General features: G+C 69.0%; 21 protein-coding genes and 1 pseudogene. 16 read left to right on the forward strand and 6 right to left on the reverse strand.

The window, feature by feature from the left end; genetic code table 11:
• Nucleotides 1-71: 71 nt before the first annotated feature.
• The 7 genes from ALI144C_RS12450 to ALI144C_RS12480 all read left to right on the forward strand — a co-directional run bounded on the left by ALI144C_RS12450 (nt 72) and on the right by ALI144C_RS12480 (nt 5,439).
• A complete protein-coding gene (locus tag ALI144C_RS12450) occupies nt 72-638 on the forward strand; it encodes a PH domain-containing protein (protein ID WP_076987232.1) in 567 nt (188 codons plus the stop codon).
• A gap of 1 nt (nt 639) precedes the next feature.
• The gene (locus tag ALI144C_RS12455) at nt 640-1,566 is read left to right on the forward strand and encodes a hydroxymethylglutaryl-CoA lyase (protein WP_076987233.1); all 927 of its coding nucleotides are present in this window, start codon (nt 640-642) and stop codon (nt 1,564-1,566) included.
• A 15-nt stretch (nt 1,567-1,581) separates the two neighbouring features.
• On the forward strand, nt 1,582-2,151 hold the full coding sequence (locus tag ALI144C_RS12460; RefSeq protein ID WP_076987234.1) for a GNAT family N-acetyltransferase: 570 nt from the start codon (nt 1,582-1,584) through the stop codon (nt 2,149-2,151).
• 77 nt (nt 2,152-2,228) lie between these two features.
• Nucleotides 2,229-2,678, forward strand: a complete 450-nt coding sequence (locus ALI144C_RS12465; RefSeq protein WP_076987321.1) for a YbaB/EbfC family nucleoid-associated protein — start codon at nt 2,229-2,231, stop codon at nt 2,676-2,678.
• Entirely contained in the window at nt 2,675-2,986 is a 312-nt protein-coding gene (locus ALI144C_RS12470) for a WXG100 family type VII secretion target (RefSeq protein WP_076987235.1), read from the forward strand. The genes ALI144C_RS12465 and ALI144C_RS12470 overlap by 4 nt, the downstream gene beginning before the upstream one ends.
• A 1-nt stretch (nt 2,987) precedes the next feature.
• The gene (locus ALI144C_RS12475) at nt 2,988-5,165 is read left to right on the forward strand and encodes a TNT domain-containing protein (RefSeq protein WP_076987236.1); all 2,178 of its coding nucleotides are present in this window, start codon (nt 2,988-2,990) and stop codon (nt 5,163-5,165) included.
• Nucleotides 5,155-5,439, forward strand: a complete 285-nt coding sequence (locus ALI144C_RS12480; protein ID WP_076987237.1) for a hypothetical protein — start codon at nt 5,155-5,157, stop codon at nt 5,437-5,439. Before ALI144C_RS12475 ends, ALI144C_RS12480 begins: the two co-directional genes overlap by 11 nt.
• Here ALI144C_RS12480 and hisN read toward each other — a convergent pair.
• Nucleotides 5,436-6,206 (reverse strand): histidinol-phosphatase, encoded by a 771-nt coding sequence (gene hisN / locus ALI144C_RS12485; RefSeq protein WP_441297553.1) that lies wholly within the window; start codon nt 6,204-6,206, stop codon nt 5,436-5,438. The two genes, ALI144C_RS12480 and hisN, sit on opposite strands and share 4 nt — an antisense overlap.
• 33 nt (nt 6,207-6,239) lie before the next feature.
• Here hisN and ALI144C_RS12490 point away from each other — a divergent pair, with 33 nt between their 5' ends.
• The 3 genes from ALI144C_RS12490 to ALI144C_RS12500 all read left to right on the forward strand — a co-directional run bounded on the left by ALI144C_RS12490 (nt 6,240) and on the right by ALI144C_RS12500 (nt 11,475).
• Nucleotides 6,240-6,920 (forward strand): response regulator transcription factor, encoded by a 681-nt coding sequence (locus tag ALI144C_RS12490; protein ID WP_054297468.1) that lies wholly within the window; start codon nt 6,240-6,242, stop codon nt 6,918-6,920.
• Nucleotides 6,921-6,930: 10 nt separating this feature from the next.
• A complete protein-coding gene (locus ALI144C_RS12495; protein WP_076987239.1) occupies nt 6,931-8,208 on the forward strand; it encodes an ATP-binding protein in 1,278 nt (425 codons plus the stop codon).
• 192 nt (nt 8,209-8,400) lie between these two features.
• Entirely contained in the window at nt 8,401-11,475 is a 3,075-nt protein-coding gene (locus ALI144C_RS12500) for a hypothetical protein (RefSeq protein ID WP_076987240.1), read from the forward strand.
• Here the strand turns inward: ALI144C_RS12500 and ALI144C_RS12505 are convergent.
• The 3 genes from ALI144C_RS12505 to ALI144C_RS12515 all read right to left on the reverse strand — a co-directional run bounded on the left by ALI144C_RS12505 (nt 11,472) and on the right by ALI144C_RS12515 (nt 15,021).
• A complete protein-coding gene (locus ALI144C_RS12505) occupies nt 11,472-12,011 on the reverse strand; it encodes a GtrA family protein (protein ID WP_076987241.1) in 540 nt (179 codons plus the stop codon). The genes ALI144C_RS12500 and ALI144C_RS12505 overlap by 4 nt on opposite strands.
• 23 nt (nt 12,012-12,034) lie before the next feature.
• Complete coding sequence (locus tag ALI144C_RS12510; protein WP_076987242.1) at nt 12,035-12,592, reverse strand: GtrA family protein; 558 nt, start codon at nt 12,590-12,592, stop codon at nt 12,035-12,037.
• A gap of 134 nt (nt 12,593-12,726) precedes the next feature.
• Nucleotides 12,727-15,021: a sigma-70 family RNA polymerase sigma factor gene (locus ALI144C_RS12515; RefSeq protein ID WP_076987243.1), complete on the reverse strand. Its 2,295-nt coding sequence runs from the start codon at nt 15,019-15,021 to the stop codon at nt 12,727-12,729.
• A 203-nt stretch (nt 15,022-15,224) separates the two neighbouring features.
• Here ALI144C_RS12515 and ALI144C_RS12520 point away from each other — a divergent pair, with 203 nt between their 5' ends.
• The 5 genes from ALI144C_RS12520 to purE all read left to right on the forward strand — a co-directional run bounded on the left by ALI144C_RS12520 (nt 15,225) and on the right by purE (nt 20,392).
• Entirely contained in the window at nt 15,225-16,043 is an 819-nt protein-coding gene (locus tag ALI144C_RS12520) for a hypothetical protein (protein ID WP_076987244.1), read from the forward strand.
• 156 nt (nt 16,044-16,199) lie between these two features.
• Nucleotides 16,200-17,513, forward strand: a complete 1,314-nt coding sequence (locus tag ALI144C_RS12525; protein WP_076987245.1) for a glycosyltransferase 87 family protein — start codon at nt 16,200-16,202, stop codon at nt 17,511-17,513.
• Nucleotides 17,510-18,697 carry a glycosyltransferase family 87 protein gene (locus ALI144C_RS12530; protein WP_076987246.1) on the forward strand — a complete coding sequence of 396 codons (1,188 nt, stop codon included), beginning with the start codon at nt 17,510-17,512 and terminating at the stop codon, nt 18,695-18,697. The genes ALI144C_RS12525 and ALI144C_RS12530 overlap by 4 nt, the downstream gene beginning before the upstream one ends.
• A gap of 7 nt (nt 18,698-18,704) precedes the next feature.
• Entirely contained in the window at nt 18,705-19,892 is a 1,188-nt protein-coding gene (locus ALI144C_RS12535; RefSeq protein WP_076987247.1) for a 5-(carboxyamino)imidazole ribonucleotide synthase, read from the forward strand.
• Between the two features lie 23 nt (nt 19,893-19,915).
• Nucleotides 19,916-20,392 carry a 5-(carboxyamino)imidazole ribonucleotide mutase gene (gene purE, locus ALI144C_RS12540; RefSeq protein ID WP_441297554.1) on the forward strand — a complete coding sequence of 159 codons (477 nt, stop codon included), beginning with the start codon at nt 19,916-19,918 and terminating at the stop codon, nt 20,390-20,392.
• Nucleotides 20,393-20,461: 69 nt separating this feature from the next.
• On the opposite strand, the gene ALI144C_RS12545 is transcribed toward purE, so the two are convergent.
• Complete coding sequence (locus ALI144C_RS12545) at nt 20,462-20,806, reverse strand: hypothetical protein (protein WP_076987249.1); 345 nt, start codon at nt 20,804-20,806, stop codon at nt 20,462-20,464.
• Between the two features lie 521 nt (nt 20,807-21,327).
• Nucleotides 21,328-22,485, reverse strand: coding sequence for an acyl-CoA dehydrogenase family protein (locus ALI144C_RS12550; protein ID WP_076987250.1), 1,158 nt, complete (start codon nt 22,483-22,485; stop codon nt 21,328-21,330).
• Between the two features lie 176 nt (nt 22,486-22,661).
• On the opposite strand from ALI144C_RS12550, the pseudogene ALI144C_RS57380 reads away from it, so the two are divergent.
• A pseudogene (locus tag ALI144C_RS57380) lies at nt 22,662-22,841 on the forward strand (AMP-binding enzyme); the annotation flags it as partial.
• Nucleotides 22,842-22,865 lie beyond the last annotated feature (24 nt).

Below are 22,865 nucleotides of genomic sequence, written 5' to 3' on the forward strand. Positions count from 1 at the left end.
CCGTCCTCGCCACTGGACGGCTCCCTCGCCGGTACGGTAGGCGCGTCATCGTCGGGTACGGGAGGAACACCGTGGCCTATCCAGACGACCTGCTCAGCACGAATGAGCGTGTCGTGATCCACAAGCACCCGCACTGGAAGATGCTGCTGGTGCCGTACATCGTCCTGATCGTCACCCTCGGTGCGGCGATCTGGCTGGCCGTCCTCGCGCAGGACTTGTCGTGGAGCACGATCGCGTTCATCCTGATCGGCGCCGTGGCTCTGATCCTGATCGTGTGGCTGTTCATCGCGCCGTTCGTCCGGTGGCGCACGACGCACTTCATCGTCACCACGGACCGGGTGATGGCGCGCGAGGGCGTGATCAAGCGCACCGGGATCGACATCCCGTTGTCGCGGATCTCGAGTGTCCGGTTCGAGCACGGGCTGGTCGACCGGATCGTCGGCTGCGGCACGCTGATCATCGAGTCGTCCAGTGAGGAGCCGCTCGAGTTCGACGACATCCCCCAGGTCGAGAAGGTGCACTCGCTGCTGTACCGGGAGATCAACGACAACCCGGACGACGACTTCATCCAGCAGCAGCCGACCCAGCAGCACCAGCAGAACCCGCCGACCCAGCAGCTCCCGCCGCAGGGGTACTGACTTGGTCGCCAAGGGCCTGCCGGACACCGTCGCGTCCCGCGCCGACCTCCCGGCCGAGATCACCATCTGGGAGGTCGGGCCGCGCGACGGCCTGCAGAACGAGAAGTCCGTTGTGGACGTCGACGTCAAGCTGGAGTTCATCTCCCGCCTGGCCGACGCGGGCCTGACCACGATCGAGGCGACCAGTTTCGTGCACCCCAAGTGGGTTCCGCAGCTGGCCGACGCCACCGAGTTGCTCGCGGGGATGACCAGGCGCGACGGCGTGCGGTACCCGGTGCTCGTGCCGAACGACCGAGGGCTCGACCGCGCGCTGGAGGCCGGGGTCGGGCACATCGCGATCTTCGCGAGCGCCACCGAGTCGTTCGCGCGCAAGAACCTCAACCGCACGTTCGACAGCCAGTTCGAGATGTTCGAGCCGGTGGTGACCAGGGCGCGGGCCGAGGGCCTCGAGGTGCGCGGCTACCTGTCGATGTGCTTCGGCGACCAGTGGGAGGGCCCGGTGCCCCGCACGCAGGTGGTCGCGGCGGGCAAGCGTTTGCTCGACATGGGCTGCTCGCAGCTGTCCCTTGGCGACACGATCGGCGTCGCCACCCCCGGCCTGGTCGAGGCGCTGATCGCGGACTTCGGCTCGCCGGACCAGCTGGCCGTGCACTTCCACGACACCTACGGGCAGGCGTTGAGCAACACCCTCGCCGCGCTCCGGTGTGGAGTGTCCACCGTGGATTCCTCGGCCGGTGGCCTCGGCGGCTGCCCGTACGCGGAGTCGGCGACGGGCAACCTCGCCACCGAGGACCTGGTCTGGATGCTCGACGGACTGGGCGTCGCGCACGGTGCCGACCTGACCAAACTCGTCGAGACCAGCGCGTGGATGGCCGACCGGCTCGGCCGACCGAGCCCGTCCCGGGTTGTCCAAGCGCTGCGGGGCTGACACGCTTCTCCCACCATGCGTGTCGTCGAACTGACCGAGAGGACTTGGCCCGCCCAGGAACGGCTCTTCGGTCCACGCGGTGCGGTCCAGGGGTGCTGGTGCATGTTCTTCCGGCTGGCAGGCGCCGACTTCCGGCAGGGCAGCGGGGAGGCCAACCGCCACGCGGCGCGGGAACTCGCCCGATCGGGCGAACCTGTCGGGTTGCTCGCGATGGACGACGGCAACGCCGTCGGCTGGGTCGCGGTCGCGCCGCGGTCGGCCTACCAGCGGCTTGAGCGGTCCATGGTCGCCGCGCCGCCGACCCCCGACGAGGACCTCACCGGCGTGTGGTCGGTGACGTGCTTCTACATCCACCGGACCGCGCGGGGCCGGGGGATCGGCGCCGAACTGCTCGACGCGGCCGTGCGGTACGCCACCAAGCGCGGCGCGCGGGTCGTCGAGGCGTACCCGGTCGACACCCGGGGCGCGAAAACCACGTCGGCCGATCTGTACCACGGCACCCTCTCGATGTTCCTGGACGCGGGGTTCGTGCTGGTAGAACGCCGTGGTGTGCGGCGCGCGCTCGTTCGAAAACCCGTCGGATGACAGGTGGAACCAGATCGGCGGGCGCCGCGTCCAACGCGTGACCGGGCTTGTACGCCGAGGGACAACCGGAGGTGGCTGTGGCTTCCGATCATCGGGCGCAGGTCGAGGAACTGCTCGCCGACTACCGGCGCAGCCGCGACCAGCTCGTGTCCATGCAACAGTCTCTCGCGGCCATCAACGAATCCGTCACCAGCCCGGACGGCACGGTCGTCGCCACAGTCAGCGGCCGCGGCACGCTGGCGGACCTGACGCTGTCCGACGACGCCTACCTCCGGCACCGGCCGTCGGACCTGGCGAAGCTCGTCCTCCGGACGGTCACCGCGGCCGTGGCCAAGGCGTCGGAGACCGCCAACCGGACCGTCAGCCCGCTGCTGCCCGTGCAGACCGACCCGGGTGCGCTGCTGGCCGGCGAGGCCGACCTGACACCGGCCGAGCTGGCCCCGGCCCCCTCGCGGCCCAAGCACGCCGCCGACGACGACAGCTACGAAGAAGTGAGCTGGCTGGACAACCCGAGGGGGCGAGCGTGAAAGACGGCTTCCTCACCGACCACGAGCGGCTGGCCCGGCACGCGGGCGAGTTCGGCGGCCTGGCCGACCGGGCCGCGACCATCGCGGCCGAGCTGGCCAGGACGCTCGACTCGCTCGGCCGCCCGTGGGGCGAAGACGAAGTGGGACAGAGCTTCTCGGCCATCTACTCAGGACCGTCGACCGAGACCCGATCCGGGGTGGACGCGGCGTCCGGCAGGCTGCGGGACATGGGCGACCGGTTGACGGCGATGGCGAAGGCCTACCGCGACGTCGAATCGTCCGCGGCCGACGGCTTCGGCAAGGTCTGACATGGGAATCGAACTGCCAGCGGAGCTCGCCGACATCGCGGCGAGAACCGGTGTGAAGTGGCCGTCCGCCGACGAGGACAAGATGCGCGAGGTCGCGCAGGCGTGGCGCGACACCGGCCAGAAGATCAACGCACTGATCAGCGAAGCGGACACCACGGCACGGTCCGCGCTGAACACGACCGAAGGCGCGAGCGCGGACTCGGCGCGGCGGCACTGGAGCACGTTCGTCCAACCGGACACCGGGCACCTGACCAAGCTCGCCAAGGGCTGCGCGTCCCACGCGGACAAGCTCGACCACGCGGCGAACCAGATCGGCCAGGCCAAGGTCGCGATCGTCCGCGAGCTCACCCCGTTGGCCAAGAACGTGAACGTGGCCGAGCACGCGGCACAGGCCGGTGATCCGACCGCTCTGCTCGGCCTGGACACGGCGATCCGGGGCGCGTCGGCCAACCTGGCGGGCCTGCATTCCACTTTGGTCAGCGCGGTCCAGCCGGTCAGCGGCGTGGCCGTGGAGACGGTCGAACCGCTGGTGAACACCAACCCCGGCGCGTCGGGCCCGAGTCTGCTTGCGCCGGTCGCGGGCCTGGTCGACGGTGTCGGCAAAGGCGTGGTCGATCCGGTTGTCAGCGGTACTTCCCATGCGGCGCAGACGATTGCGGGCAGCCCAGGTGGCGTTCCCGGTGTCGCGTCGTCGATTGTGGGCGGTGGCGGCCACGGGCCCGGCGCGCTGCCGCCGGTGGCCGACTCCGTGGCCGGTGCGGTGCCGTCGATCGGCGGCGGTGGCCACGGGCCGGGAGCCCTTCAGCCGGTGGACGGTGTCGCAGGCGGCGGTCACGGGCCAGGCGTCTTTCCCCCGGCCGACGGCGGGCCACCCGGCGGCGGGCACGGGCCGGGTGGGGTTGCCGGTGTCGTCCATCCCGGTGTGGTTCAGCCCGGTGTGGTTCAGCCCGGAATCGGTCCCGACTTCGGACCGGGCACCGGGCACAGCCCAGGTGCGCCGGGTTTGGGTCATTCGGCCGACCCGGTGACCGGTCCGCTGCCCATCCTCGGCGACGCACCCACGCCGCCGTCCGGTTTCCAACGGCCCGACCACAGCGTGCACCTCGCGGGTGCGTCTGCGGTGTTGGACGCACCGCCACCGCCCACGCAAGCGCCTGCGCAGCAAGCACCTTCGGGGATTCCAGCACAGGCTCAGGTCGGCCAGTCACCGGTCGGGCCGCCGCCCGCTCCGGCGGGGGCGTTCGGCGGTGGTGGCCCGGTTCCGCCGCCCCAGGCCACCGCGTCGCCCGTCGGTGCGCCCCAACCGGCGGCGCCGCCCCAACAGCAAGGCCAGCCACAGAACCAACAGCCACAGGCATTGGGGCCAAGGGGGCCGCTGCCGCCCGCGGCGGTCCCGTTGGCCTCCGCTGTCACCGCCGAGCCCGGTCGCCAGCAAGCCGCACCGCCTGTCGCCGTGGCCGGTCCGGCACCGGCGAAGCCGGAGCAGGACCCGGATTCGGTGATCGCACTCTGGCTGGTCCGGATGTTCCCGATCGGCCACATGCCGGTCGCCACCAGCCGCCCCGCACGCCAGTTGCCGCCGCCGTCGGCCGAGTTCGACTACGCGGCGGGCATGCGGTTCGAACCGGGGGACCACCCCCGGTCGGATCTCGTCGACGACTCGGACGCGCTGGCGCTGGCCGGTGGTGACGAGGTCGTGCCGGGACCGTCCATTCCGGCCGGTGACGTGACACTCGGCCACGACCCGTTGGCGGGGCAGAACGAGCGGGACTGGGCACGCCGGTTCGTCGTCCGCGAGGGCAGCGGACGGGACACGGCGGACACCGAGTACGCCTGGCCGCCGAGCGAGTTGTTCCCGGAGGGGGCGACGGCACCGGGCGAACCGGAAGTCCTCGAACCGGGAACGCTCATCGACCGCTTCGGCTCACCGGACGGCCGCGTCTTCGCCGAGGCGGGCACGCCCTTCGCCCAACGGTCGCTGCCGCCGTCGCACGTGACCGCCGAATACCGCCGGTATCAGGTTCTGCGGCCGCTTCCGGTGTGGCGCGGGATCTCGGCCGCGTGGTTCGGCCAGGTCGGTGGCGGCGTGCGCATCCGGACCACACATCCGGCGCTCGACCTGGTCGCGCTCGGGTACATCGCCGAGGAACCAGTACAGGAGACAGGCAATGAAGGCTGAGTCGATCACCGGCTGGCTCGGCGCGGTCGGCATCCCCGCGGAACTCGTGTCGGTCGGCGCGGAAGCCGACAACGCCTGGTGCCTCATCCGGTCCGACGACCCGGACGAGAACGGCGTGATCAGCTGGGAAGTGTTCTGGCGCGAGCAGGGAAACCGCTACGACTGGGCGAGGTTCACCAACGAACAGGTCGCGTGCCACTACCTGTTCGGCCGGTTGACCTGGGCCCAGGTCGCACGTGGCGCGGTTGGCCTGATCAAGGCGGACCAGGACTAGGGCTGGGGCGTCTCCAGTTGCTCCAGCACGGCGTCGTGCAGGTGGCCGTTGGTCGACAGCGCCGAGCCGCCGAGGAAGGTGTCCGTGCCCTTGAGGTCGGTGAACCGGCCGCCCGCCTCCTTGACGATGATCTCGATCGCGGCCACGTCCCACGGGTTCACGATCGCCTCGGCGGCCACGTCGATCACGCCTTCGGCCACCAGGCAGTGCTGCCAGAAGTCACCGAACGCGCGGTTCTCCCAGCACGCGTCCACGAGCCGCAGGTACGCCTCCCTGGAGTGGAACTCCACCCACGACCCGAGGTGTGTCGTCGACAGGTAGGCGTCTTCGAGCGCCGTCACCCCGGACACGGACAGCTTGCGGCCGTCGTCGGTGTACGCGCCCTCGGTCGCCTCGGCGAACCAGCGCTTGCTCAACGCGGGGGCGCTGACCACACCGGCGACCGGGTGGCCGTCGATCACCAGCGAGATCAGCGTCGCCCACGCGGGCACGCCGCGCAGGAAGTTCTTCGTCCCGTCGATCGGGTCGATCACCCAGGTCCGGCCCGTGCCGATGGTTCCGCCGCGCTCCTCCCCGGCGACGTCGTCGTCCGGGAGACGCTCGGCGATCATGGCGCGGATGGTGTCCTCGACGGCCGTGTCGGCGTCGGTCACCGGGGTGCGGTCCGGTTTGCGGGCGACCTTCAGGTCCTGGGCGCGGAAGCGGGCTGAGGTGATCTCGTCGGCCGCGTCGGCGAGGCGCAACGCGAAGTCAAGGTCGGATGACACGGTCCTGATGGTGCCAGGCCTACAGTGGTCCCCGTGAGTGTGGTGCTGCTGGCCGAGGACGACTCGGCGATCGCAGACCCGTTGTCACGCGCTCTGCAGCGTGAGGGCTACGCCGTGGAGGTCGTCACGGACGGGCTGAGTGCGTTGGAGTTCGCCGACGCGGGTCGTGCCGACCTCCTGGTGCTCGATCTCGGGCTGCCGGGGATGGACGGGCTGGAGGTCTGCAGGCGACTGCGCCAGTCGGGGCGTGGCCTGCCGGTGCTGATGCTGACCGCGCGGGCCGACGAGGTGGACTTCGTCGTCGGTCTCGACGCGGGTGCCGACGACTACGTGGCCAAGCCGTTCCGTCTGGCCGAACTGCTCGCCAGGATCAGGGCGCTGATGCGCCGCCAGGCGCCGGGAGCGGTCGAGGTCAACGGCGTGAAGATGGACATGGCGGGCCGTGTGGTCACCGTGGACGGCCAGGAGATCACCCTTGCCAACAAGGAGTTCGAGCTGTTGCGGGTGTTGATCCAGCGCGCGGGCCAGGTGGTCACGCGTGAGGAGATCCTCGCCGAGGTGTGGGACGACGCCCCCGAGCGCAAGACGAGCAAGACTCTGGACATGCACATGTCCTGGCTGCGCCGCAAGCTCGGTGACATCGGCCCGCGCGGGGCGACCGAGCGGCGGATCGCCACGGTCCGCGGTGTCGGCTTCCGGTTCAACTCGGACTAGGGTTTGATCCATGCGCAGGCGGATCCTGCTGGCCATCCTGCTGGCGGTCGCGGTGACCACGCTGGCTCTCGGCATCCCGCTCGGGTACGTCGCGCTGCAGCAGGTCGAGACGCTGACCAGGGAGGAGCTGCAGACCCGGGCGCAGCAGATCGGCGTGGTGCTCGACGACGACCTGGCCAACAACCGCGAGCCGGTCATCGACGACGTGGAGTCCCTTGTCCCGCCGGGCGGCAGGCTGATCGTGACCCTGCCGGGCAGGCCCGCCCAGTCGATCGGCCCCGACCTCGGCGGCGACATGCTGGCCGAGTCGATCAAGATCGTGCGCGACGGCACGGTCATCATCCAGCTGCCCGCAGGCCCGACGAGGACACGCCAGACCCAGGTCGCCGGGCTGGTCGTGCTGGTCGTGGTGATCACGATCGCGATCGCCAGCGGTGTCGCGATCGTGACGGCGAGGCGGCTGGCGCAGCCGCTCGGTCACGTGGCCGACCGCGCGGGAAAGCTGGGAGCCGGTGACTTCAAGCCGGACGCGCGCCGCTACGGCGTCGCCGAACTGGACCGGGTCGCCGAGGCGTTGGACACGTCCGCGGGCGCGTTGGCGGAGTTGGTGCAGCGCGAACGGGATCTGGTCGGTGACGTCTCGCACCAGTTGCGCAGCAGGCTGACCGCGTTGCAGCTGCGGCTGGAAACGTTGCAGCTCACCAGCGACCCGGAGAACGCCGCCGACGCGGCGGCCGCGCTGGAGCAGGCCGAACGGCTGGGTGACGTGCTCGACGAGTTGCTCGCGGCGGCCCGTGAGGCCAGGGCGACCGACGCGGAACCCGTCGACCTGGCCGCCGCCTTGCCCGAGATCGCGAAGGAGTGGCGCGAACCGTTGCGCGCCAACGGTCGTGCGCTTCGCGTCCGGGTACACGGCAGGCCGTTGGCGAAGGCGACGACCGCCCGGCTGCGTGAGGCCATCGGGGTGTTGCTGGACAACGCGATGCGGCACGGCGCCGGTCCGGTCTCGGTGACGGTCCGCAGCAGCGAGGCGACTGTGTCCATTGAGGTCACCGACGGCGGGAACGGTGTGCCGGACGAACTGGTCGCGCACATCTTCGACCGCGGTGTCTCCGGGGTCGGGTCGACCGGTGTGGGGCTCGCGCTGGCCCGCGCGCTCGTGGAGTCCGACGGCGGACGGCTGGAGTTGTCGGTGCCACGGCCCGCGACGTTCACGATCTTCCTGCCAGTGCCCAGGGTGGACGACTTGCGCGGGGTGCGGTGGCCCGCTGAGCGGTCGCCGAGGTAGTCCGTTGCCGTAGGAGCGGTGTTACCGGGAATTCTTCCCGGTTCGGTCGGGTGTCTGCCCTCATCTCGTCGTGCGGTGTACCGACCACGATCGGCTTCGAGCCGGTGGTGACCGGCGATCCGACGGTGCTGGAAGGGCGTTGAGGGGATGCGAAGGAGATTTGCGATCGGGAACGCGGTTCGGTGGAGGGCGGTGAACCGGCTGGTCGGCAGTGGTCTGGTGGTGTCGCTCGTCGTCGGGCTCGTGTCGGCGCCGCCCGCGTCGGCCGCGCCGGTGACCTTGCCGGAAGCCCAGCTGACCGCGACGTTGTTCGGGGCGGCGGTCCGGGTGAAGGACTCCGGGTTCGACTACGACAAGACCGTCGTCGGCAGCGCGGAACTGGTCGACTGGCGGGAGAAGAACCCCGGCGCGACAGCCGCGCAGGCCGCCGCGCACGCGGCCGGGATCACCAAGAGCCTCAACGACAACTTCTCGGCGACCGACGCCCAGCTGCCGGGCAACGAGAAGCAGGCGCGGCTGATCGAGATCGTGCAGAGCACGCCCGGCGCGGTGTTCACCGGCCCGCAGGTCACCAAGCTGATGGCCGTGCTCACCGCGCGGGATCTCGCGCCCGGCACCGTGAGCCTCCACATCGGACAGCGGCTCAGCGGTGCGCAGCAGCGCTTCGGCCTGGACATGCACTACTCGATGGTGTCCGGTGACTTGTGGACCGCGGTGCGCGACAAGGCCCTCACCGACCAGGTGCTCAACGACGCGTGGCGCGGCGAGTTCGGCAAGCCGTCCGAGAAGCACCCGACCGGCCTGTTCGCCAACTGGACCCTCGCGGACTTCAAGAAGTTCGGCGTGCTGAAGGACCTCGTCGACATCGACGCGATCCTGCGCGCGGCCAAGCTCGGCGAGCCGCAGCTGTACGACGAACTGCGCAAGCAGTTCAACAAGATGCGCGACAAGCTGTGGGACGAGAACGACAAGACCTACAAGGGGATCAACGACCTCGCCAAGGCGATCGGCCTGCCGGGCGCGCCGAACGGCGGCCCCACCAAGGAACAGATCGACGCCGCCCGCAAGGCGGAGAAGGAACGCCAGGGCGTCATCGACGGGATCAAGGGAGGGCTGGACGTCGCCGTCGGCATCGCCAAGGTGCTGCACCCGGGGTTCGCCAAGCACCTCAAGTCCTTCGCCGAGTCGATCTACGCGTTCGCCACCGGCGTCAACACCCTGGCGACGTCGTTGATCACCCTGGCGACCGCGACGGGTATCGGTGCGAGCACCTTCGGCGCGATCGGTGCCGCGATCGGCGCGGTGATCGGGATCATCCAGACCTTCAGCGGCCTGATCAGCGGCCCGGACCAGACCGCGGAGATCCAGCTGGCGATGATGAAGGAGATCCGCAACGGCTTCCGCACGCTCAACTCGTACATGGAAACCATGTACGAGACGATGAACAAGCGGTTCGACCGGATCGAGCTGGGGCTGGACACGATCTACAAGTCCATGATCGAGAACTTCAACCTGGTTCTCGTCGAGCTGGACAAGGTCGACAAGAAGCTCGACGTCATCCACGACCGCGTGCTGACGCTCATGTCCGACCTGCAGGGGTTCAGCCTGCAGTTGTTGCAGCAGGGCACCGATCACGACCGGGACGCCTTCTTCGCGGCGGCCGACTTCTACACCGACTACGAGCACGTCAACAAGGTCCCGCTGTCGAACTACGAAGGCGACCCGAGCTTCACGAAGGCTGCGGGCGGGTACGCGCACGCGGCGAACAACGTCAGCCGCTACGCCAGCCTGGTGTTCACCAACCCGAACGAGCGCAACCTGGATCTGGCACTCAAGAACGGCCCGGCAGGCGCGATCGACTACCTCTCCGGGCGCGCGGGACTGCCCGGGTTCGGCGTGGTCGTGCCGAACGCCGACTTCTGGGCGGAGGCGGCGCGCGCGTACGCGATCCTTTCCATGCAGAACCCGGCGCACGCGACCAAGGAGACCGGCGCGACCGGCAGCGAGCGGATCAGGAAGATGCTGGCCAACGCCGACCTGATCCAGCAGGCCGCCGCCAGGATCAGCCAGCCGCTCAGCGACCCGGACAAGGCGACGAATCCGATCTTCCAGAACCTGCTGGCCGACTACCAGAACAAGGTCAACGCCTTCGTCGAAGAGCTGAAGACCATGCAGAAGCGGCCGGAGACGATGTCGCAGGGCCACCAGTTCGACCTCTTCGGCAACTACGACCAGCCGGTGGACGTCAACACGCTGCCGGCCCCGCCGGACACCGTGCCCAGTTGCGCGGGCCCGCAGGAGAAGGTGATCAAACGGCCGGACTTCCTCACCGGCAAGAACCTGCCGCCGGGCGCGCGGTTCGGGCTGTACGCGACCGCCGACTACACGTCGCGGTGGACCTATCAGCCGTGCTGGACCTCACCCCGCTGGGACCGCGATCCGTACAACAAGATGATCAGGTCCCGGACGGTGAACCCCGGCACGGAGGACGTCTACATCGAGTACACGATGCAGCGCCTCGCGCCGCACCGCGCGAACTTCGTCGAACAGGTGCGGCTGCCGAACGGCGACTTCGTCAGCACCCAGACCACTTCGGGGCTGCGCGACATCCCGCTGTGCACGTGGAAGAGCATCGACACCATCGACCTCAACACACCGGCGGGCTGCCCGGAACGCGGCGACGCCAAAGCCGCGATGAGCGACACGTGGGGCAGCCCCAGACTGGAAGCGTGGGGCGACCCGACATGGGCCGCCATGCAGCTGCTCAACGAGCGCAGGGCCATCTACTACGACCTGGTCGCCGCCCAGTTCAGCCAGCCGGGCGGCATCCAGTCGGCGAAGGACCTCAGGGACAGCGCCCGGCTGCTGGACGCCTACACCAGGGTCGGCTTCGCCCGGTCCTACGAGTCCGACGACCAGCTGCGCGCCTTGCTCGCCGGGGCGAACTCGGTCACCAACCTCGCGGCGATCTACACCGAGGAAGCGAAGAACCTCCGAGCGGACAAGCGACCGGCACTGGACAACCCGTTGCTGGACAACGAACAGCCCGACGGGTGCGAGCAGAACCGGTTGCCGGAACGAGACACCATCGCCCGATGCGTGCAGGCCGACCTGACCGGCCGCAAGGACCGGCTCGCGGGCCGCTACGAGATCCACTCGCGCAACCTCAGGGAAGGCAAAGCCAAGCAGGACCTGCCGTTGGTCGCTGAGGCGGCACGCAACCTCAGGATCATCGACGCCTACTACCGGGCGCGGTTCACCGGCTAGGAGTGCCCCAGATCCTCGTCCCCCGGGTCGGTGCGCACGATCCGGGGGCGGGCGTTCGCCTGGGGGAACACCCAGCGGCGGAAGCCCCAGAACCGGAAGAACATCGCCAGCAGCATGCCGATCACCGACCCGGACATGAAGTCGGCGACCTCCTGCACCCAGCGGTCGACGTGCGGCACCTGAAGGTCGAGCACGTACCGCGAGATGTACGGCGGCACCAGGTTGATCGCCACACCGCCGCCGCTGATCAGGAAGAAGAGGGCGGCCTCGTGGTGGCGTTCGCGCCCGCCGCGGGTCCGGAACGACCATTCCCGGTTGAGGATGTACGACACGATCGTCGCGATGATGATCGCGATGGCCTTCGCCGTGATCGGCTTGCTCTCCAGGACGGTGAGCTTCATGAAGAACCAGATGCCGTTGTCGATGACGAACGTGGTGCCGCCGACGATCGCGAACTTCAACAGCTCGCGGTGTTTGATCAGGATCGAACGCAGCGGCTCGGGGACCTGAGCCAGCACGCTCTCGACGATCGACACTTTCGCAGTCTACGGAATACCGGTCAGGCCGCCTTGCGGTCTTCGTCGTCATCGACCGCGTGCAGTGTGCGTCCGGTCTTCGTGGTCCGGCCGCGGACACCCGCCTCCGGGAACACCCACTTCTTGAAGGCCCACCAGCGGAACACCATCGCGATGAGGGTGCCGAGGATCATGCCGCTGAAGAAGTCGGCGACCTCCTGGGTGACCAGGCTCACATTCGGCACCATTAGGTGGAAGAAGTAGCGGCTGATGAACAGCGGGGTCGAGTTCAGCGCCACGCCGATCCCGCTGATCAGGAAGAACAGCGCGGCCTCGTGGTGGCGTTCGCGCCCGCCGCGGGTGTGGAACGACCACTCGCGGTTGAGGATGTAGGACACGATCGTCGCGATGATCACCGCGACGGAGAGGGCGGTGACGGGGTGCGCGTTCAAGATCGTAAGCTTGAGCGTGTAGTTCACGGCGGTCGTCACGGCGAAGCAGATGCCGCCGACAACGGCGAATCTGAGCAGCTCGCGGTGCTTGAGCATGATCCGGCGTACCGGTTCAGGGAGGCGCTTGAGAACGCTCTGCACGACGGCCATGGCGGCAAAGCCTACTGATCCACTGGTGGGGCCTTGACAGCAGTGCCGCGCAGTGTGCGCCCGGCCACGCCCATACCCGGAGCTTCGCCTCATACCAGACATATCTCACGCCGAAACCGGTGGTCCGGCGTGAGCTACGGCGGGCAGCGGCCGGTGAGCACGGCCAGCAGCCGTTCCACCGCTCCCAGTCGTGAGCAGTAGTCGCTCGGCGGCGGACGCTCCTCCGAACGCGGCGGGGTCGTGGTCTTGGGTGTGGTCGTCTTCGGTGTGGTCGTCGTGCCGGGCTTCGACGTCTCCTTGGCCGGGGGCGTGGTGGTCGTGGTCGGCTTCGTCCCCGTGTTCGGCGGTGTGGTCTTCGTCGTCTTCGGTGGCGTCGTCGTGGTGGTCGGGGGTTTCGTCGTGGTGGGCTTCGGTGGCACCGGCCAGCTCCACCACGGCAGCTTCACCGTCGTACTGGCGCTCGCGGTTCCGAGCGACGCGGTCACCAGGACCTTGCTGTGCTGCCAGAACGGCTGGTGCCCCCGGTCGGCGGGCGGCTCGACCTCGCCGGTCGGCTTGGTCAGCCGGACCCGCAGGTAGAAACGGTCACCCGGGTTCAGCGCCGCCGACGTCACACAGCTCGTGGTCGCGCCGTTGGACGTGCAGGACGCCGCTGGCCATGCCGTCAGCAGCTTGGCCGGCTGGTCGAACGTGACCGTCACCTGCTTGGTGCTCTCACCGGTGTTCTTGGCCACGGCCTGCAGGCTGGGGTAGTGCCAACGGCCGGGTGCGGGGATGCCGAGCCAGTCCTGGAAGGCGTAGATGGACACGCCGTCCTTCTTCGGCGGCGGCTGGACCTCCACGTTCACCGAGATCTTCACGCTGACCGCGGTCCCGGCGCTGACGGTGCCGGTGATGGTCCCGCCGGTGCTGGTCGGCGCGGCGACGATGTGGAACACCAGTGTCACCGACTGACCGGGCTGCAGACCCGACTCGGTGCTGCACGTGACGGTTCCCGTGCCACCAGGGCACGTCACCGTGCTGGGCTGACGCGCGCCGTTGAGCCGTAGGAGACCGGGGCCTGCCATCTTGTCCGCGCCGATCGCGCTCACGCCAGGAGGCAGGTTGAGCGCCGCGATCACGGCCTCCGAGACGCTTCCGCCGTTGTTGGTCACCGTCAACGGCAGGTTCACGGGGCCACTGCCGGGCACCAGCGTGATCGGCGGCGGCGACGGCACCGTCAGGTTCGGCGGCTGAGGTGCGGGTGGCGCTGGTGTGCTCGGCGCTGTGCTCGGCGCTGGGCTCGACGGCGCCGGACCAGGCGTCGGCGCCGGGGGAGGCGGCGGTGGCTCCTGCGTCGGTGGTGCGCTCTGCGGCGGAGGTGGAATCGGTGGTGGCGGCGCCGGCGGGTTCGGTGGGTTCGGCGGCTGCCGAGTCGGCTGGGTCGGCGTCGTCGGCAACGGCTGGGCCGCGGGGAGGTCGGGGGCCTCGGCGGCCGTCAACGCAAGCGCGACCGCGGCCGCCACCGCCGTGACGGACGCGGCGACACCGATGAACTGCCGTGGCAACGACGACGCGGCACCACCAGCACCTGCCGCTGTTCCACCCGCGGCCCCCGCGGCGACACCGGCGACGACCGCCGATCCCGCCTTCGCGGTCGTGGCGAGGTACCCGACGGCGCCGACACCGAGCACGAGCGGCGCGACGAACACGCGCATGCCGCTGTTGACGTCGGCCAGTTCGGCGGCGAGCGCACGGCAGCGTTCGCACTCGTCGAGGTGGGACTCGACCTGCGCGGTCTCGCGCTTGGACAGGCCGCCACGGGTCCACGCACCGAGCCGTTCCGCGGTGGCTTTGCAGCGCTCGCCCGTCGACTCCGCCAGGTGCACCTGCAGATACGCCTGCCGCAAGCCTTCCCTCGCGCGGTAGGCGAGCGCGCTCACGCCGTTGGGCGTCAGCCCGAGCAGGGGCGCGACCTCCGCGGGCGTCTGGCCCTCCACCTCGGTGTGCCACAGCACGGCCTGCCACCGCTCCGGCAGCCGCGCGAACGCCCGCGCGGCGAGCGACCGTTCCAGGCCCGCCACGGCTGTGTCGGAGAACGGGACAGCCGTGTCCGCGCCGGAGACGGTGGTGACGTCGTCGGACAGTTCGACGCGCTTGTCCCGCCGGGTCTTGTCGTAGGCGGTGTGCCGCAACGTGGTGAGCAGGTACGCCCGAAAGGCTGAATCTGGGCCGCGACCGGCCCGCAGGGTGTCGAGGACCTTGGCGAAGGCCTCGGACACCAGGTCGTCGGCCTCGGCCTGGGAACGGGACAGCTGACGGGCGAGGTTGTACGCGGCTCCGACATGCCGCTCGTAGAGCGACCCGTACGCCGCGACTGTGCCCTTGCGTACCGAGTCGATCAGTTCGGCGTCGCTCGGGCCGTGCACCTCAGCGGGAACTGTGGACACGTGCCTCCCTCGTCGCTGCCCGTGATGCGGGTAAGTGTGACGGACCCGCGTTGCGGAGTCATCTCCCCGGTCAGGATGTTCGTTAGCTCAGCGTGAGCGGGTAACCCTTTCGCATGACAATTCGGCTTGAACCGCGTCACACCTGAGGCCCAGCGACGTTTCAGATCCGGATCTTTCAAACCGGCGGAGAGGAACTGGTAACTGTGGCGGTTCGCGAAGCGGGTTCACGGTCACCCCGTGGCGACGCCGACGGCGCTGAGGCCGCCCTTCGGGCTCTGCGTGCCAGGTGGCGTACCGCGAGCATCGCGGCAGGCTGGCGGTACCCGAGCGACTGGGCATTGCCCGAGGTCGACGCGGTGTGCGCGTCCGCGCTGGTCAAAGCCGATCTGGCTGACCCGCTGACGGACCTCGGCCGGGCGCGTGCGCTGTCGGGAGCGGGGCTGGACGAGACCCTCACGGACGTCGCGGCGCTGCACGCGGTGCTCAGCGATCCCCGGCTGGTGATGGCCAACCCGGACGCCACCCCGGCGCGGTTGCTGCGCCTGACGGCGTTGGCGTGGGCGGACGTGTCGACGACGGAGATCGCCCGCAGCGAGGTCAGGGAAGGCCTGACTGGCCTGTCCACCGCCGCCTACCTGCGGACGAGGCTCGGCGAGATCTACCGGCAGTCGGCGCGCGACGACCAGCTGCCCGGTCACGTGTTGCTCACGGTGAGTATCGATCTCTCCGCTGTGGTCGGCTGGTCCCGGCTGATGGCGATGGTGCTGGCCGCCGACGTGCTCAGGCAGGTCTTCGACGGCGGCGAGAGCCTGGCGCTGCTCGGCCCGTCGGTGGCCGTCGTGCTCACCGAACGCGAGCCCGACCTGGCCAAGCGCTGCTCGGACACCCAGCTGATCCTGGCCGAACGGCTGGCGGTCGACCCGCAGCTGCACGCCATCGGCCCGGTCCGGGTCCGCCTGCACAGGCTGCCCCCGACGCACGAGAAGGCATGCGACCTGATCGACGCCCTGGGCCGCATGTAACCAAAACCCCAGGTCACCCTTCGTGAGTGATGGGCCGGGTCAGAACCCGGCCCAACCGCTCACGAGGGCCATTCGGGGGCTCAGACCACCATCGGGTGGTCTTCGTGATTTGCTGTCCGCGTGAACGACGGTGACGAGCGCATTGGGGGTGCGCCCGTGCGGGCGGCAGGTCGGGTCACGGCGTGGGTCGAGTGGTTCGTCGGGTCGTGGCGCGCGATGTGGGTCGTGCTGGCGGTCCCCGCCGGGTTCCTGATCACGGGAATCGTCGTCTGGCTGGCACACGGCCGGATGGGCGTGGACTCGGCGGTGTACCGGGCGGGCGGTATCGCCCTGCTCACCGGTGAGCCGCTGTACGACAAGATGACGTTGCTGGCTGAGCCGTGGTGGGCGCAGTTGCCGTTCACCTACGCGCCGCCGGGTGCGCTGTTCTTCGTGCCGCTGGCGCCGTTCCCGACGACGGTCGCGTGGGGCCTGCTGTCCGTGGTGTCCGTGCTGTCGATGAGCGTGGTCATCCGGATCACCCTGGACAAGGTGCCCAACCGGCCGAGCTGGTTGTCACCGACGAAGGCCACGGTCTGGTTCTCGGTGCTGATGCTGGGCATGGAGCCGGTCTGGCGGTCGCTGTTCCTCGGTCAGATCAACCTGATCCTGATGGTCGTCGTCGTGGTCGACGTGCTGGTGATCTGCGACGCGGGCGGCAGGCTCGGCAAGTGGGGCGGTGTGCTCATCGGCATCGCCGCCGCGATCAAGCTGACCCCGTTGATCTTCGTGGCGCACCTGGTGCTGGTCGGCAAACGGGCCGCGGCGATCCGCGCGTTCGCCACCTTCGTCGGGCTGCAGGGCCTGTTGTTCCTGATCTCCGCCCATGACACGTGGACGTACTGGACGGTCACGGTCCTCGGCGACCCGATGCGGATCGGCCCGGTGTTCTGGAACGGCAACCAGTCGCTCAACGGCCTGGTCAACCGGATCACGCTGCTGGACCCGCACTCGACCACGATCGCGCTGGCGATCGGCGCGGTGCTGGCGATCCCGGCGATGCTGCTGGTCCGCCGGTTCCACCGGCACGGCCGAGCGGTGACGGCGTTGCTGGTCAGCGCGTTCTTCGGGTTGCTGTTCAGCCCGGTCACCTGGACGCACCACTACGTGTGGGTGGTGCCGCTGCTGATCATGCTGATCGCCCGGATGCCCGACCCGCTGCCGCAGGGCTTCTGGCGGGTCACGCGGGCCGCGATCGCGCCGTTGGCGGTGTTCGCGGTGTTCGTCAGCTGCGTGCTGTTGTGGATGCGCGGCGGGCACAGCAAGGAGTTGTTGTGGCACTGGTGGGAGTTCATCCCCGGCAGCGCGTACATGATCGTTCCGGTCGGTGCCGGGATCGCGATCGCGATCCGGGTGCTGCGCCGCCGGATGCGGGCTCGTGACGAGTCAGGTGACGACCAGCCGAGGATCGCGGCCGGTCACTCGTCGTGAGGCGGTCGCTGGCCGTCGACGCCGCCTTCTACCTGGGGTTCGGCATCGACGCGGTGTACACGGCGGTGTTCTCGGAGTTCTACGGCTTCCGGGTGTGGGGAAATTTCGCGCTCGTCGGGTACGCGTTCGCGTTCCTGCACACGGTGGTCCTGCTGCTGTCCGGACGGCAGGGGTCGCGGTGGATGCCGGTGGGGTACGTGGTCGTGCTCGGCGTGCTCGTGCCGATGCTCGTGCTGGTGTTCAAGCGGATGACCGGCCGTGACTGGGGTTCGCCCGCGCACTCGATGACCGCGCAGCCCGAGGTGTGGGTGATCGAACGCGCCGGGCGGCTGCTGCTGTCCACCGGATCGCCCTATGTCGATTTGTCGACGCTGGCTCGGCCGCCGGTGGTCGACGACTACACGCCCTACAGCCCGGCGATGGCGTTGCTCGGCCTGCCGAACGCGCTGTTCGGCCGGTCCGTGGTCACCGACGCCCGGATCGTGGCGTTCGTCATGACGCTCGTGATCTTCCTGCTGGTGCTCAAAGCCCTGGACTGGCCGTCGCTGTCGATCCGGCCCGTGCAGTTCATCACGCTGACGACGTTCACCACGCTGTCAGCCGCTGTCGCTGGCAATGACATGCCCGTGGTCGCGTTGCTCATCCTCGGCGCAGTGCTGGCCACGCGGTCCAGCCCAGTCGCCGCGGGTGTGGTGTTGGCCTTGGCGTCGAGCATGAAGCTCACGGCGTTGCCCGCGGCCGCGGTTGTCGCCGTGGCGCTGGCGTTCTCGTGGCGGTTTCTGGCCGCGTTCGTCGGCGGGCTCGTGGTGTTCACCGGGGTGTGGGCCGCGGCGAACTGGGAAGCGTTCGTGGACAACGTGATCCGGTTCCCGGCGAACATGGCCGAGGTCCGTTCGCCCGCGGGCAGTCCGCTGCCGGGGCACCTGTTGGAACAGACCGGACCGCTCGGGCACACGGCGGTGCTGGTGTTGCTCGGGCTCGCCGCCGTCGGCATGGTGTGGTGGCTGCTGGCCCGCCCGCCGCGCACGTGCGCGGAGATCCTGCTGCGTACCGGCGTCGGTCTCGGCGTGGCGATGCTGCTGATGCCCGCGACCAGGTGGGGGTATTTGATCTACCCGATCGCCCTGCTCGGGGCCGCGCTGCACTCCTGGCGTCCGGCTCGCGAGTTGACGCAGGTAGGGTGACCTGCTCGTGGACCCTGTTACCGGCTTTCCCGTTGTCGGCATGGTTGGCGGCGGCCAGCTCAGCCGGATGACCCAGCAGGCCGCGATCGCACTCGGCCAGTCGTTGCGTGTGCTCGCCGTCTCCCCGACCGACTCGGCGGCGCTGGTGACGCCGAACGTGACGATCGGCCACCACACGGACCTGGAAGCGTTGCGCGGCTTCGCATCCGCCGTCGACGTGATGACGTTCGACCACGAGCACGTGCCGACCGAGCACCTGCGCACCCTGGTGGCGGAGGGCTTCGCGGTCCACCCGGGACCGGACGCGTTGGTCCACGCGCAGGACAAGCTCGTGATGCGCAACCGCCTGGCCGAGATGGACGTGCCGATCCCGGCGTACACCGAGGTCAAGACCGTGTCGGACGTCACGGAGTTCGGCGAGAAGCACGGCTGGCCGGTCGTGCTGAAGGCCGCGCGCGGCGGTTACGACGGCCGTGGCGTGTGGATGGTGCCGTCCTCGGGCGGGGAGCTCGTTGCCGAGCTTCTCGAAGCCGGAACGCCGCTGCTGGTCGAGGAACGCGTGGAGATGAAACGCGAACTGGCGGCCGTGGTCGCGCGTTCGCCGTTCGGTCAGGGAGCGGCGTGGCCGACCGTGCAGACCGTGCAGTCGAACGGGATCTGCGTGGAAGTCCTCGCCCCGGCGCCGGACCTGTCCGAGCGGCTGGCTGACGAGGCCCAGGAGCTGGCGCTGCGGATCGCGTCGACGCTGGGAGTGGTGGGCGTGCTGGCCGTCGAGCTGTTCGAGACCGCGTCCGGGCTCGTGGTGAACGAGCTGGCGATGCGTCCGCACAACTCCGGCCACTGGACGATCGAAGGCGCGGGAACCTCGCAGTTCGAGCAGCACCTGCGCGCGGTGCTCGACTACCCGCTCGGCTCGACCGAGCCGACGGCGCCGGTGGTCGTGATGGCGAACGTCCTGGGTGCACGGTCCACACCGGACATGGGAACCGACGAGCGCCTGCACCACGTGTTCGCCAGGTACAAGGACGTGCACGTGCACCACTACGGCAAGGAAGAACGGCCGGGACGCAAGATCGGCCACGTGACGGTGCTGGGCACGAACCTCGCGGAGGTCCGGCAACGCGCCCGGTTCGCCGCGGACTGGCTGTCGACGGCCACATGGCCGGACGGCTACGACGTTCACGGAGGGAAGTAGTGGTGGTCGACGTTGGCGTGATCATGGGCAGCGACTCGGACTGGCCGGTGATGTCGGCGGCGGCGACGGCACTGGACGAGTTCGGAGTGTCCTATGAGGTCGGTGTGTACTCCGCACACCGCACCCCGGCCCGAATGCTGGACTACGCGAACACGGCGGCGTCCCGGGGCGTGAAGGTCATCATCGCGGGCGCGGGCGGCGCGGCGCATCTCCCCGGCATGGTCGCGTCGGCGACAGTGTTGCCGGTCATCGGAGTCCCGGTGCCGCTGAAGTACTTGGACGGCATGGATTCGCTGCTGTCCATCGTGCAGATGCCCGCAGGCGTGCCCGTCGCGACCGTGTCGATCGGCGGCGCGCGCAACGCGGGCCTGCTGGCCGTGCGGATCCTGGCCGCGACCGACCAGGGCCTACAGGCCAAGATGGCGGAATTCCAGGCGGGCCTGGAGGCGATGGTCCTCGAGAAGGACGAGAACCTCCGCAAAACCGCCGCCACGAGCTGAACCCCCGTGCAACCAATGTGGCCTTCGTTGCGTTTCGTGCAACGAAGGCCACATTGGTTGCCAAGGGTGTCAGCTGAAGCGCACCGAGCGCAGCAGGAGCTTGTCCGAGCCGTGTCCGCCGTCGGGTCGAAGTGAGAAGGTGTCTCCTTGGCACTCGCTGTCTTTGAACACGACGGCACGTGAGTTGGTGTTGTTGCGCGGACGGAACGCGTGCACGTCCTCCAGGTCCGCGACCTCCGGGATTTCGATGCACTCGCCGCTCGGCGGATCGATCAGCGAACCCTCCTGGAGGTCCCCGTCCTCGTCGTAGTAGCGGTAGGTGAACTCGCCGTCGGCGGCTGACGCGGTGGCGGGAATCGCGAGGGACAAGGCGAAAGCACTGCTGACAGCGAGCAGGACGGAGCGTACGCGCATCGGAGCGGATCCTTTCGGCGGCGGACCTGACACCTCCACAGTGCCGGTCACCCGCGCGCGGCGCGCCGTCACTACCCGATCAAGCGACACCAGTTCACCGACAGGGGTGGAATCGCGCGATTTCGCTTGGTGCTGAATTTCCTCTCCAGGCGCCGGAAATTCAACAACCGTCAGATTAATCTATCTGAAAATGAGGTTAATCAGACCGCAACGAAGAGACGCTGGAATTACCTCCACAGTGTGAACCGGCAACCCGTACGGAGGAATTCATGAGCATCATCGGTCAGCTGGTCACCGCCTTGTCCGCGCTTCTGCACGCCATCGGGATCGGCTGAATCGGGCCACCCCGCCCGGCGTGTTGTTCATCCGAACAGGAGAAATCCATGGATCAACGAACCAGTATTCTCGGCAGTCTCGTCGACGCACTGCTCGCCCTGCTGAAAGCCGTCGGAATAGGCTGAGTCCAACCTTCGCGGGTGTTTTCGCGGGCCTACGCCCGCGAAAACACCGGCACCAAGCTATCAGCCCCTGAGCAGGGAACGGGCCATCACCTGACGCTGGATCTGGTTGGTGCCCTCGTAGATCTGGGTGATCTTGGCGTCGCGCATCATCCGTTCGACCGGGAAGTCCCGCGTGTACCCCGCGCCGCCGAAGAGCTGAACGGCATCGGTCGTCACGGCCATGGCGACGTCGGAGGCGAAGCACTTCGCCGCCGCGGCAACGAAGCCGGTGTCCGCGTCACCGCGCTCGGCCTTGGCCGCTGCCACGTACACCATGTGACGGGCCGCCTCGGTCTTCATGGCCATCTCCGCGAGCATGAACTGCACGCCCTGGAAGTCCGCGATGGCCTTGCCGAACTGCTTGCGGTCCTTCACGTACGCGATCGCCGCGTCGATCGCGCCCTGGGCGATGCCGACTGCCTGTGCGCCGATCGTGGGCCGGGTGTGGTCGAGGGTGCGCAGTGCTGTCTTGAGACCGGTTCCCGGTTCGCCGATGATGCGGTCGCCAGGGATCACGCAGTTCTCGAAGTAGATCTCCCTGGTCGGCGAGCCCTTGATGCCGTGCTTGCGCTCCTTCGGCCCCACGGAGAAGCCCGGGTCGTCGGCGTGCACGACGAAGGCCGAGATGCCCTGTGACGGCTTCGGCGCGTCGGGGTTGGTCACGGCCATCACCGTGTACCAGGTCGATTCACCCGCGTTGGTGATCCAGCACTTGGTGCCGTTGAGCACCCAGGTGTCGCCTTCCTGGCGTGCGCGGGTCTTCATGGCCGCCGTGTCCGAGCCTGCCTCACGCTCCGACAGCGCGTACGAGATCGACGTCTGGCCGGACGCGAGCGACGGCAGCACCTGCTTCTTCAGCTCTTCCGAGCCGGCCAGGATGATCGGCATCGAGCCGAGTTTGTTGACCGCCGGGATCAGCGACGAGGACGCGCACACCCGCGCCACCTCCTCGATCACGATGCACGTGGCGACCGCGTCGGCGCCCTGGCCGTCGTACGCCTCGCCGATGTGCGGCGCGTTGAAGCCGGAGCGCACGAGCGCGTCACGGGCTTCCGAGGGGTATCGCTCGTTCTCGTCGCAGTCGGCGGCGTAGGGCGCGATCTCCTTCTCCGACAGCGCGCGAACTGCCTCGCGCACGGCCTCGTGCTCCTCTGACAGTTGGTATACGCCCGCGTTCACCGTGCTCCGCCTTCCGACCGACCAGTAACAACGATCCGATGTTAGCCCTCGTTCACTGCTTCGAGCTTGTGTCGTGGCACGCACTTGAGTTCCATTCTTCGAATGAGCCTTACTTGGCCCCCACACGTCAGCCGGGTGACCGGGTGGCTCTGCTGATGCCGAACTGCCTGCCGTTCCCGGTGGCTTTCATCGTGCCGAGCAGGCCGGACGTGCGTGCCGACGACGTGCCGGCCGCGGTCAACGACCAGGTCGTGCCCTACAAGCGGCTTCGCGAGGTGATCGTCGTCGACCGGATCCCCGTGTCGGCCGCGGGCAAGATCCTCAAACGGGAACTGCGGGAACGCCTGGACCCATGACCGTGCAACCCGGTAGTCCGGTGG

Origin of the sequence: Actinosynnema sp. ALI-1.44 (assembly GCF_001984155.1) — a bacterium.
GTDB lineage: Bacteria > Actinomycetota > Actinomycetes > Mycobacteriales > Pseudonocardiaceae > Kibdelosporangium.